The sequence below is a fragment of the Pseudomonas sp. 31 R 17 genome (genome assembly GCF_900004915.1).
Classification (GTDB): Bacteria; Pseudomonadota; Gammaproteobacteria; order Pseudomonadales; family Pseudomonadaceae; genus Aquipseudomonas; species Aquipseudomonas orientalis_A.
This window is the reverse complement of record NZ_CVTN01000079.1, coordinates 84,546-96,684: the sequence shown is the minus strand read 5'-3', so window position 1 is coordinate 96,684 and position 12,139 is coordinate 84,546. Positions and strand designations below refer to the sequence as shown.

General features: G+C 60.9%; 8 protein-coding genes and 2 tRNA genes. 8 read left to right on the top strand and 2 right to left on the bottom strand.

Going from position 1 to position 12,139, the window contains the following annotated elements:
• Nucleotides 1-7 precede the first annotated feature (7 nt).
• Nucleotides 8-1,015, bottom strand: coding sequence for a DUF481 domain-containing protein (locus BFP89_RS21955; protein ID WP_065887540.1), 1,008 nt, complete (start codon nucleotides 1,013-1,015; stop codon nucleotides 8-10).
• Nucleotides 1,016-1,207: 192 nt separating this feature from the next.
• Here BFP89_RS21955 and BFP89_RS21950 point away from each other — a divergent pair, with 192 nt between their 5' ends.
• The 4 genes from BFP89_RS21950 (at nucleotide 1,208) to BFP89_RS21935 (ending at nucleotide 6,005) form a co-directional block, all read left to right on the top strand.
• Nucleotides 1,208-1,522, top strand: coding sequence for an MGMT family protein (locus BFP89_RS21950; RefSeq protein WP_240995416.1), 315 nt, complete (start codon nucleotides 1,208-1,210; stop codon nucleotides 1,520-1,522).
• 43 nt (nucleotides 1,523-1,565) lie between these two features.
• Complete coding sequence (locus tag BFP89_RS21945) at nucleotides 1,566-3,098, top strand: AmpG family muropeptide MFS transporter (RefSeq protein WP_065887538.1); 1,533 nt, start codon at nucleotides 1,566-1,568, stop codon at nucleotides 3,096-3,098.
• 217 nt (nucleotides 3,099-3,315) lie between these two features.
• Complete coding sequence (locus BFP89_RS21940) at nucleotides 3,316-5,031, top strand: proline--tRNA ligase (protein WP_065887537.1); 1,716 nt, start codon at nucleotides 3,316-3,318, stop codon at nucleotides 5,029-5,031.
• Nucleotides 5,032-5,051: 20 nt separating this feature from the next.
• Complete coding sequence (locus tag BFP89_RS21935) at nucleotides 5,052-6,005, top strand: hypothetical protein (protein ID WP_065887536.1); 954 nt, start codon at nucleotides 5,052-5,054, stop codon at nucleotides 6,003-6,005.
• Nucleotides 6,006-6,152: 147 nt separating this feature from the next.
• Here BFP89_RS21935 and dinB read toward each other — a convergent pair whose 3' ends face one another.
• Nucleotides 6,153-7,211, bottom strand: coding sequence for a DNA polymerase IV (gene dinB, locus BFP89_RS21930; protein ID WP_065887535.1), 1,059 nt, complete (start codon nucleotides 7,209-7,211; stop codon nucleotides 6,153-6,155).
• A gap of 278 nt (nucleotides 7,212-7,489) precedes the next feature.
• Here dinB and BFP89_RS21925 point away from each other — a divergent pair.
• From BFP89_RS21925 to BFP89_RS21910, 4 genes are all read left to right on the top strand, one after another.
• Nucleotides 7,490-7,566 (top strand) — tRNA-Met (locus BFP89_RS21925).
• A 269-nt stretch (nucleotides 7,567-7,835) separates the two neighbouring features.
• Nucleotides 7,836-7,912, top strand: a tRNA-Met gene (locus BFP89_RS21920).
• 279 nt (nucleotides 7,913-8,191) lie between these two features.
• Complete coding sequence (mprF, locus tag BFP89_RS21915) at nucleotides 8,192-10,834, top strand: bifunctional lysylphosphatidylglycerol flippase/synthetase MprF (RefSeq protein WP_065887534.1); 2,643 nt, start codon at nucleotides 8,192-8,194, stop codon at nucleotides 10,832-10,834.
• Nucleotides 10,834-12,114, top strand: a complete 1,281-nt coding sequence (locus tag BFP89_RS21910) for a virulence factor family protein (protein ID WP_065887533.1) — start codon at nucleotides 10,834-10,836, stop codon at nucleotides 12,112-12,114. The genes mprF and BFP89_RS21910 overlap by 1 nt, the downstream gene beginning before the upstream one ends.
• The last annotated feature ends 25 nt before the right edge of the window (nucleotides 12,115-12,139 follow it).

The window sequence follows — 12,139 nt, the reverse complement described above, 5'->3', positions numbered from 1 at the left end:
TGTCGCTTTACCAGGCCACACCAAAACCTGCGGTGTAGCGGGTCTTGCTCAAGCTGCTGTTGGAGTCGCCGCTGATGACATCGCGCTCAGCCTTGAGATTGAGCGACGCCCATTCGGTGACTTTGTAGCGCAGGCCCATCTCGGCATCCAGGGAATACTCGGCCGGACCGTCCAGCGGCTTGCCCACCTCGCCGTTGGTGAAGAACTCAACGGTCTTGCCCACCAGGTAGCGGTTGTAGTTCCACTTCATGGCCAGGGAGTAGAAGTTGTCCTTGCCGCCATCGGCGTATTCGTAATCGGTGCGGTTGACCAGCGAGCCCAGGGAGAACGCGCCCAGTTCATCGTCCCAGAACTGATAACCAGGGCCCGTACCGACGGTGCGTTGGCGTGCCAGGTCTTCGATCTTGTCGCGCTTGTAGGTCAGGCGGCCCTGCCAGAACCAGTGCTCGGTGAAGAAGCGGTCCAGGTCGTATTCCAGGGCCCAGTTGTCGGTGGTGGTGACGTCGTCCTGGAACTCGCGGTTGTATTCGCCCTTGCCCGTGTGGCGCCACTGGCCGTGACGGGCCGAGGTCTTGAAGTCGATGTCGTAGTCGTTGGTGTCTTTGTCGGCGCGCTTGTAGTCCAGCGCCAGGTCGACGTTGCCCTTCCAGACCAGGTCTTCGATCACAGGCTTGGGCTTGAGGATCTGCTGGATGCTGGCCAACTCCACGGTCTTGGGCGCTTCGCCATTGGCCAGCACGACTTTGCCATCCTCTGCAGGCTTGAGGGACTTGGCCTTTTCACCGGCATAGGCGTCCTGCTTGACCAGCAACTCCTGATCACTCTCCAGGGTTTTCACCTGCTTCCAGTCCACCGGGATAGCCCCGCCGTAGCTGGTCTGGATCAGCAGCTTGCCGCCGTCGAAGACTTTGATCTTGCCGGTCAGGCGGTCACCGTTCTTCAACCAGACGGTATCGGCGAGCAAGGGCGTGGAAGCACTGAGGACAGCAAGGCACAGCAGGGTTCTGGACAACATAAGCGGATACGGGGCTCGGGGTTGGCGAAAAGAAGACGCTATCGTGTTAGATAGCCTGAACTGACTCAACTATTTATATTGAGTTCAATTCTCAACTGCAAGTTTACAGACGTTTCTCACAAAACACCGACGTTCCAAACGGATAGCCTCACAGTGAATGAACCCGCCGACACCCCGCAAAGCCCCGCCGACATGCGCCGCACCGCGCTTTACCTGACGCTGGCGCAAGTACCGCCAGGTTGCGTGGTCAGTTATGGCGAGTTGGCGCACCTGGCAGGCCTGGGCCGCGCCGCGCGCTGGGTCGGGCGCACCTTGAGCCAGCTTCCCGCCGATACCCGATTGCCCTGGCACCGTGTGCTGGGTGCCGGTGGTCGGATAAGTCTGCCGCCGGGCAGTGCATCCGGTGACGAGCAACGTGCGCGTTTACGCAGCGAAGGCGTCACTATCCTGAACAATCGTGTTGATATTCAGCGCCATGGCTGGCGTCCGGTAGAGCACAGCGGTTAGAGTGCGCGCTTTGTTTCCGCAAATCTGAGGCAGACTCCAGCCCATGCCCCGTAAAACCTGGCGCGCCGCGCTCGCCGCCTATGCCAGCCCCTCGACGTTAGTGCTGTTGTTGCTCGGTTTCGCTGCCGGCCTGCCTTATATGTTGGTGTTCTCGACGCTGTCGGTGTGGCTGCGCGAAGCCGGCGTTGCCCGCGAGACCATCGGTTATGCAAGCCTGATCGGGCTGGCCTACGCCTTCAAATGGGTCTGGTCGCCGCTGCTCGACCAATGGCGCCTGCCATTGCTCGGAAAACTCGGGCGCCGACGTTCCTGGCTGGTGCTCGCCCAGTCGCTGGTGATCCTCGGATTAATCGGCATGGGCTTTTGTGACCCGCAAAAACACTTGTCCTGGCTGATCGCCATTGCCGTCGTCGTGGCCTTCGCGTCGGCCACCCAGGACATCGCCGTCGATGCCTATCGCCTGGAAATCGCCGACGACAGCCGCCAGGCGGCCCTGGCTGCCAGTTATATGTCCGGTTATCGCATCGCCGCCCTGCTCGCCACGGCCGGTGCACTGTTCTTTGCCGAAGGCTTCGGCTCCACCGGGTTCAACTATAAGCATTCGGCCTGGACCGGCACCTATGTGCTGTTCGGCGTGCTGATGGTCCCGGCACTGCTCACCACGCTGTTCATGCGCGAGCCCAACGTGCCGCTGCGCACCCAGTTGCAGGCCGGGCGCTACAGCTTCGCGCATCAGCTGGTGTCGGTGTTCGTGCTGATCGTGCTGCTGGTGTCTGTGCCGGCGATGTTTACCCAGCTATACAACACTGACTTCGCCAGCGTGCTGTTCCAGGGCGTGAGCCTGTGGGAATTGCTGATGGAAGACCGCGCGTTCCTGCGCGCCATCCTCTATATCCTGCTCACTGCAATGTGTCTCTCCGCCATGGGCCGACGTGGCCTGGCGCCGGTGCTGACGCCGGTCAACGACTTCATCCTGCGCTATCGCTGGCAGGCGTTGCTGCTGCTCGGCTTGATCGCCACCTACCGCATGTCCGACACCGTCATGGGCGTGATGGCCAACGTGTTCTATATCGACCAGGGTTTTACCAAGGACCAGATCGCCGGGGTCAGCAAGATCTTCGGCCTGATCATGACCCTGGTCGGCGCCGGTATGGGTGGCCTGTTGATCGTGCGGTTCGGGATCCTGCCGATCCTGTTCATCGGCGGCGTGGCCTCGGCCGGCACCAATCTGTTGTTTGTGATGCTCGCCGACATGGGCCCCGACCTGCAGATGCTGATCGTCACCATTTCCCTGGATAACTTCAGCTCGGGCCTGGCCACATCGGCGTTCGTCGCTTACCTGTCGAGCCTGACCAACCTCAAGTTCTCCGCCACCCAATACGCCCTGCTCAGCTCGATCATGCTGTTGCTGCCGCGCCTGATCGGCGGGTATTCGGGGGTGATGGTGGAGAAGTTCGGCTATCACAACTTCTTCATGATCACCTGCCTGCTGGGGTTGCCGACGCTGTTCCTGATTGCGCTGCACTGGTTCCAGGAGAACCGGCGGATTCGGCTGAATCCCCCCGTCGAAGACTGACACGCCTCGGTCAATGTGGGAGGGGGCTTGCCCCCGATGGCGGTGGAACAGCTGAGTATCTTGCAGTTGACACACCGCTATCGGGGGCAAGCCCCCTCCCACATTTGGAACTTCCATAGCCGGTCAGATCCCCGGCAATGTCACGCCTGTACTCCAGCGGCAACCGCCCGTACAATCCCAAGTCATTTCAAGTCCAAGCAACCGACAACGGCCTACCATGCGTACCAGTCAATATTTGCTCGCCACACAGAAAGAAACGCCTTCCGACGCGGTTGTGATCAGCCATCAGCTGATGCTGCGCGCCGGCATGATCCGCAAACTGGCCTCGGGCCTGTACACCTGGCTGCCCATGGGCTTGAAGGTGATGCGCAAGGTCGAAGCCATCGTTCGTGAAGAAATGAACGCCGCCGGCTCTCTGGAAGTGTTGATGCCGAGCACCCAACCGGCTGAACTGTGGCAGGAATCCGGACGTTGGGAAGAGTACGGCCCCGAGCTGCTGCGCTTCAAGGACCGTCACGGCCGCGATTTCTGCGCCGGCCCGACCCACGAAGAAGTCATCACCGACCTGATGCGCAACGAGTTGAGCAGCTATAAACAATTGCCGCTGAACCTGTATCAGATCCAGACCAAATTCCGTGATGAAATCCGCCCACGCTTCGGCCTGATGCGCGGCCGTGAATTCATCATGAAGGACGCCTATTCGTTCCACGCCGACCAGGCGTCATTGCAGGCGACCTACGACCGCATGCACCAGGCCTACTGCAATATCTTCACGCGCCTGGGCCTGAAATTCCGTCCGGTTGAAGCGGACAACGGCTCCATCGGCGGTGCCGGCTCCCACGAGTTTCACGTGCTGGCCGAATCCGGCGAAGACGACATTGCGTTCAGCAATGGTTCGGACTACGCGGCGAACATCGAAAAAGCCGAAGCCGTACCGCGTGAAACCTCGCGCCCGGCTCCGACTGAAGAGCTGCGCCTGGTCGATACCCCGGACACCAAGACCATCGCGGCCCTGGTGGAGAAATTCAATCTGCCGATTGAAAAGACCATCAAGACCCTGATCGTGCACGCCGAAGAAGAAGGCAAGCTGATCGCCCTGGTGATCCGTGGCGACCACGAGCTCAACGAAATCAAGGCGGCCCAGCAACCTGGCGTGGCCAGCCCGCTGGTCATGGCCAGCGATGCCGAACTGCGCGACGCCATTGGCGCCGGCGCCGGCTCCCTGGGCCCGCTGAACCTGCCGCTGCCGATCATCATCGACCGTTCGGTCGAACTGATGAGCGACTTCGGTATCGGCGCCAACATCGACGACAAGCACTACTTCGGTGTGAACTGGGAGCGCGACCTGCCGGTGCCGACCGTGGCCGACCTGCGTAACGTCGTGGCCGGCGACCCGAGCCCGGATGGCAAGGGCACCCTGGAGATCAAGCGCGGCATCGAAGTCGGGCACATCTTCCAGCTGGGCAACAAGTACAGCAAGGCGATGAAGTGCGAAGTGCTGGGCGAGAACGGCAAGCCGATCACCCTGGACATGGGCTGCTACGGCATTGGCGTTTCCCGTGTGGTCGCCGCCGCCATCGAGCAGAACAACGACGAGAAAGGCATCATCTGGAGCGACGCCCTGGCGCCGTTCCAGGTGGCGCTGGTGCCGTTGCGCTATGAAACCGAGCAAGTACGCGAAGCCACCGACAAACTGTATGCCGAACTGACGGCCGCCGGTTTTGAAGTGCTGCTTGATGACCGGGACAAGAAAACCAGCCCGGGCATCAAGTTCGCCGACATGGAGCTGATTGGCATCCCGCACCGGATCGTGGTCAGTGACCGCGGCCTGGCCGATGGCAATCTGGAATACAAGAGCCGGACCGAAGCCGAAGCCCAACCGTTGCCGGTGGCTGACGTGCTGTCTTTCCTTCAGGCGCGTATTCGTCGCTGAAAACCAGATCAAGAGAAGTCATGTTCAAGCGAAACACCAGAGCCCTGGGGGGCGCCGCCTTGTGCGGCGCCCTGCTGGTCAGCGGCTGCGCCAACCAGATGTCGCAACGCAGTGAGCACGAGGAGCGGGTCGAGCGCAAGTTGCTCGACCACAGCCTGCAGATCGATGTCGGCGAGCCGAAAGTGCTGGAGCTGCCGCAACGCCGGGTTCGGATTCACGAACAGAAGACGTTCGAGGTCACCGAATTCGAAGTCACACGGCGTTACGACCGCTACACACCCTACCAGCCCTGGCGCAAACTCTATGAGATGCCACTGGGTGCCGTTGCCTTGGTGGCCGGCGCGGGCGCCAATGTGGCGAATATCTTCGCCCTCGGCAACCTGCCTGCGAGCATGACGCGCGATTGGCTGAGCTACGGCGTGGACGGCATCAACCCGTTCATGAACGTGCAATCCCACGGACGTGCGCAACAGAACCTCGCGGCTATCGATGAAGTGCAGCGTGACAAGCGCCTGGAATATTCGAGCCTGCCCTGGAGCGAACGCCCGGTACAGGTCACCGCCGGCAAACAAACCCATGAACTGACCACCGATCGCGACGGCGTGCTGCGCCTGAACCTGTTGGACAGTCCGTTTGCCGAGCAGGACCTGAACCGCATCACCACCTTGAAGATCAGCGTGGAAGACGGCCAGGACGATGTGCACACGGATTCTACGCTGGCGGTCAGCAACACCCTGCGCGGCAAATTGCTGGAAGCCCATGGCCTGATCTATGACGATTTGGAAGACGACGAAGTCAACCAGTGGGTGCACCGGGTCAAGCGCCTCTCGGAGCTGGGCCTGGAAGAAGAAGCCAGCGAACTGGAGCAAAGCCTGATTGAACTGACGCGCAACGATCCGGAATTGCAGCAGGAGTTTTTGCAGGCACTGGCCAAGGATGCGGGGCGACTCGTCGCAGATCCCGGCGCGCGCTGAGTTTTCAGACCGTTCAAAGATCCAAATGTGGGAGGGGGCTTGCCCCCGATAGCGGAGTGTCAGTGTCAGATGTACTGACTGACACACTGCAATCGGGGGCAAGCCCCCTCCCACATTTGAATCTCTCACATTTTTTTATCCTGGGTTCTACCAGGAAAACTCGAGCTGTTCGTTACCACTGCTCAAATCCAGCAACCTCACCCCAATCCCCAACAACCGCACCGGCTTACCCCCACGGTTAAATGCCTGGGTCATCAGCTGCTCATAACTCTCCAGATCCCGCCCCGCCCCGGCCTGCTCCAGGGTGGTCTGGGTAAAGTCATGAAACTTGACCTTCACAAACGGCTTGCCTGCCCGGTAGCTGCTGTCGATACGCGCCATGCGCCCCGCCAGGGTTTCCAGCAACTCAGGCAGCTTGGCCAGGCAGCTTGAAAGATCCGGCAGGTCCACATCGTAGGTATTTTCCACACTGATGGATTGCCGCCGGCTGTCGTTCTGCACCACGCGGTCATCGATCCCACGGGCAAGACTCCAGAGACGCTCACCGAAACTGCCGAATTCGCGCACCAGCGCCAGCTTGTTCCACTCGCGCAGTTGCAGGCAATCCTCAATGCCCAGGCGCGCCAGCTTGTCGGCGGTGACCTTGCCCACACCGTGCAATTTACTCACCCGCAACTGCGAGACGAACTCTTCGACCTGGTCCGGGGTAATCACAAACAGGCCGTTGGGTTTCTTCCAGTCGCTGGCGATCTTGGCCAGAAACTTGTTGGGCGCAGCGCCCGCGGACACGGTGATGTGCAACTGATTGGACACACGCCGGCGAATGTCCTGGGCGATGCGCGTGGCACTGCCGCCAAAGTGCGGGCTGTCGGAGACGTCGAGGTAGGCTTCATCCAGCGACAACGGCTCGATCAGGTCGGTGTAGTCACGAAAGATCGTCTGGATTTCCTTCGACGCTTCTTTATAGGCATCCATACGCGGCTTGACGATCGTCAGGTCCGGGCACAGCTTCAATGCGTGACGCGATGACATCGCCGAGCGCACCCCGTAAGCCCGCGCTTCGTAATTGCACGTAGCGATCACCCCGCGCCGGTCCGCCGAGCCACCGACAGCCAGGGGCTTTTGCGCCAGGCTCGGGTCATCGCGCATCTCGATGGCGGCGTAGAAGCAATCACAGTCGACGTGGATGATTTTGCGCTGCGTCATATAAACGGGGTGTGAACCAACGGGTGGCCAGTATCGCATTCACCCCTGTATATAGCACCAGTAGTTTGAATCTTCCGTCCGAGCGGTAGGAAATATCTCAGATGAATTGGTTTTCTCAATCGAATTCAACCTTCCAATAGAGCTGGAAGCCCTGGCCTGACTGGCCCGGCGCCCTTTCGACACCTGCCTTGGAGAGCTAACCAATTGAACCACAAGCGCTTTTGTTCGATTTTAGGGTTGACACACTCGCGTTCCTCTGTAGAATGCCGACACACAGACGCGGGATGGAGCAGTCTGGTAGCTCGTCGGGCTCATAACCCGAAGGTCGTCGGTTCAAATCCGGCTCCCGCAACCAAACATCAAAAAAGGCTACTCGAAAGAGTGGCCTTTTTTGTGCGCGCCTGTTTTTACCCCTCCCCTTGTAGGAGCGAGCTTGCTCGCGAAAAACTCAAGACACCGCTGGCTACTGAAACGCTGCGTTATCGTTGACGCTCTTCGCGAGCAAGCTCGCTCCTACAATGGGCGGTGCCAAGGCCTTGATTTTGAATAAAACCCACTTATTTGAGCCATTGCCGCATTAACGGTTGACACCTCGGCGCTGGACTGTAGAATGCCGCCCACAGACGCGGGATGGAGCAGTCTGGTAGCTCGTCGGGCTCATAACCCGAAGGTCGTCGGTTCAAATCCGGCTCCCGCAACCAAACATCAAAAAAGGCTACTCGAAAGAGTGGCCTTTTTTGTATCCGGTAAAAAAGTTCTTCTGAAACAATGGCATGGCATCTTTCATGAAACCGTAGACGGTTTGCAGAGTCCATCTCATTGCACGCTATGCGCTATGCTCAAGCGCTACCCTCTACGACCAATGGCCGCAGTCGCCGCACTCGGTGATCCGCGTTAATATTTGTAATTATTTTGTCCATAGGGATTGGTAACTTGGCTGGATACCCCCATCCTGTCGCGCACAATCCACGAGGTGATTGATGCGCGCCAACTCGTCTGAACCACAAGACACTGTCACAGCGGAACAACCGATCCCTCCCACCCGTTTGCGTTGGCTGGATCTGTTGAGCAAATACCGTCAGCCCATCGGCCTGGCCGTGACCTTGCTGCTGTTTGCCATTGCCCTGATCGCCTGCCGACATCTGTTGTTGGAACTCGATCTCTACGCCCTCCACGACTCGATCCTGGAAGTGCCCAAGCCTGCCTTGCTCGGCGCATTTGCGGCGGCGGTGGCCGGTTTCATCATTCTGTTGGGCTATGAATTCTCCGGCGCACGTTATGCTGGCGTAAAACTGCCCGCCAAGACCCTGGCACTGGGGGGCTTCACCGCTTTTGCCATCGGCAACGCCATTGGCTTGTCGATGCTCTCGGGCGGCTCGGTGCGCTACCGTCTATATGCACGTCACGGCATCGGTGCTTCGGAAGTCGCCCACATGACCGTGTTCGCCAGTCTGGCGCTGGGCTGCGCGCTCCCTCCCCTGGCCGCTTTGGCCACGCTGAGTAACCTGCCGGCGGCCTCGACCTACCTGCATTTGTCGCAAAGCCTGCTCGGCGGTGTTGCCGGTGCCGTGCTGCTGTTGTCGGCCATGTTGTGTATCGGTATTTATCGCCGCCGCCTGCCGGAACAACCCTACCCGGATAACCTGCTGGTCAAGGCCGGGCGCCGCACCCTGCGCCTGCCGGGCCGTCGCTTGACGTTCCTGCAGTTGATCATCACCGCACTGGATGTCGCCGCCGCCGCCACGGTTCTGTATATGTTGCTGCCGGAAGCGCCGCCCTTCGGCCCGTTCCTGCTGGTGTACCTGCTGGCCCTCGCCGCCGGCGTGCTCAGCCATGTACCGGGTGGCGTGGGGGTGTTCGAAGCGATCCTGCTGGCGGCCTTCGCCGACAAACTCGGCGCTGCGCCACTGGCCGCCGCCCTGCTGCTGTACCGGATGATCTATGTGGTGTTGCCGCTGTTGATCGCCTGTATCTTCCTGCTGGTCAACGAGGCCCAGCGCCTGTTCCAGACCCAGCAGAGCCTGCGCGTCGCCTCCGGCCTTGCGGCACCGGTGCTGGCCGTACTGGTTTTTTTGTCCGGCGTGGTCCTGCTGTTTTCCGGCGCCACGCCGGAGATCGATTCACGCCTGGAAAACATCGGCTTCCTGATTCCCCACCGCCTGATTGACGCGTCGCACTTCGGCGCCAGCCTGATCGGCGTGCTGTGCCTGTTGCTGGCCCAAGGCTTGCGTCGACGTTTGTCGGCGGCCTGGATGCTGACCATGGTGCTGCTGCTGGTAGGCGCCCTGCTCTCGCTGCTCAAGGGCTTCGACTGGGAAGAAGCCAGCCTGATGACCATGACCGCTGTGCTGCTGGCGATCTTCCGACGCTCGTTCTACCGCGCCAGTCGCTTGACCGAACTGCCCTTCTCGCCGCTGTACCTGGTGGCCAGCGTGTGTGTGCTGGGCGCGTCGATCTGGCTGCTGCTGTTCGCCTACCAGGACGTGCCCTACAGTCATCAACTGTGGTGGCAGTTCACCCTCGACGCCAACGCCCCGCGCGGCCTGCGTTCGTTGCTGGGCGCCGCCGTCCTGCTGGTGATCGTGTCGCTGACCTGGCTGCTGCGTACCGCGCGCCCGGTCATCCATCTGCCGACCCCGGACGAACTCGAACGCGCCTCCAAAATCCTGATGGCCTCGTCCCAACCCGACGGCGGCCTGGCGCTGACCGGCGACAAGGCATTGCTGTTCCACCCCAATGACGAAGCCTTCCTGATGTATGCCCGGCGCGGGCGCAGCCTGGTGGCCTTGTATGATCCGATCGGCCCGACCCAGCCGCGCGCCGAGATGATCTGGCAGTTCCGCGACCTGTGCGACATCCACCACGCACGGCCGGTGTTCTATCAAGTGCGTGCCGAGAACCTGCCGTACTACATGGATATCGGACTCACCGCGATCAAGCTGGGCGAAGAAGCCCGCGTCGACCTGAAACGCTTTGACCTGGAAGCCAAGGGCAAAGAAATGAAGGATTTGCGCTACACCTGGAACCGCGGCACCCGCGACGGTCTGTCCCTGGAGATCTGCGAGCCGGGCACGGCGCCGATGGATGAATTAAAAGTTATCTCGGACGCCTGGCTTACCGGTAAGAATGTGCGCGAAAAAGGCTTCTCCCTGGGCCGCTTCAGCGACGACTACCTCAAGCACTTCCGTATCGCGATCATTCGCTTCGAAGGGCGGCCGGTGGCCTTCGCCAACCTGCTCGAGACGTACAACCATGACCTGGCCAGTCTCGACCTGATGCGCGCCCACCCGGACGCACCGAAGCTGACCATGGAATTCATGATGGTCGGCCTGATTCAACATTATAAGAACCACGGCTACGCACGCTTCAGCCTCGGCATGGTGCCGTTGTCGGGCCTGCAACCCCGGCGTGGCGCGCCACTGACCCAACGCTTGGGCTCGATGGTGTTCCGCCGTGGCGAGCAACTGTATAACTTCCAAGGTTTGCGCCGCTTCAAAGACAAGTTCCAGCCTGACTGGGAACCCCGTTACATGGCCGTGCCCGCAGGACTTGATCCGCTGGTGGCACTGGCCGATACCGCCGCCCTGATCGCGGGCGGCTTGACTGGATTGGTGAAACGCTGATGATTCGACGCTCCTGGCGGTATGTATTGGCTGTTGTAGTGCTGCTCGCGCTGGTCCTGGGCGGCGGTTACTGGTACTGGAACCGCCCCGCCCCACAGCCGACCCTGGAGCAGATGCCCCAGGCCGATGGCTCGGTGATGACCCGCGTAAGCCCTGCCGGCACGGTAAAGGCCCGCGTGGCAGTGGCCGTGATGGCCGACGCAACCCTGACCGACAGCCAACTGATCGCCCTCAGCCAGGGTGGCTCGGCGCAGCTCGTCCAGGTGATCCTGCCCAAGGATGACTGCAAGCTGCAGGAGCAAGCGCTGCAAAGCGCCCTGGCCCAGCTTAAAGGCCCGGCGACCCTGGTCAGCGGCATCGGCCCTGGCGCGGCGCTCGCCTGGCGCTGGCTGGCCACACAGAGCGACGACAAGGCCAACGCCATTTCCGTCGGCTTCGCCCTGAAACAGGAAGGCTGCAACGACCCGCTGCCGAAAACCGCCGCCCATGGCAACTGGCTGGTGGCCTGGAATGATAACCCCGACGATGAAAGCGCCAGCTTCGTACGTGACACACCGCGCGCCACCACCAGCATCAGCGACTACGACATTCATTACCCGCAAGTGCTGAACAACGAGCTGCGCAAGCAGCTGGTAGGTTCGGACAACGGCGGCCTGGCGATCCCTGTAGTGGAAGTGCCGGCCGGCCAGGCCAAGGACACCGTGACCCTGTTCCTCTCCGGGGACGGCGGCTGGCGTGACCTGGACCGTGACGTGGCCGGCGAAATGGCGAAGATCGGCTACCCGGTGGTCGGCATCGATACCCTGCGCTACTACTGGCAGCACAAAACCCCGGAACAAAGCGCCAAGGACCTGACCGAACTGATGCAGCACTACCGGCAGAAATGGGGCACCAAGCGCTTCGTGCTGACCGGTTATTCGTTCGGTGCCGACGTCCTGCCGGCCATCTACAACCGGATGCCGGCAAACGAACAGCAACGGGTCGACGCGATCATCCTGCTGGCCTTCGCCCGCACCGGCAGCTTCGAAATTGAAGTGGAAGGCTGGCTGGGCAATGCCGGCAAGGAAGCCGCGACCGGCCCGGAAATGGCCAAGCTGCCCCCCGAGAAAGTGGTGTGCATCTATGGCGCGGAAGAAGTCGACGAGAGCGGCTGCACCGACAAGACCGCCGTGGGCGAAGCCATGAAGCTGCCGGGCGGGCATCACTTCGATGAGAACTACCCGGCGCTGGCCAAGCGGTTGGTGGATATCATCGTCAAGCACCAGGCCAAGACCGAGTAATCCCAGGCTATACACAAAACCCAAT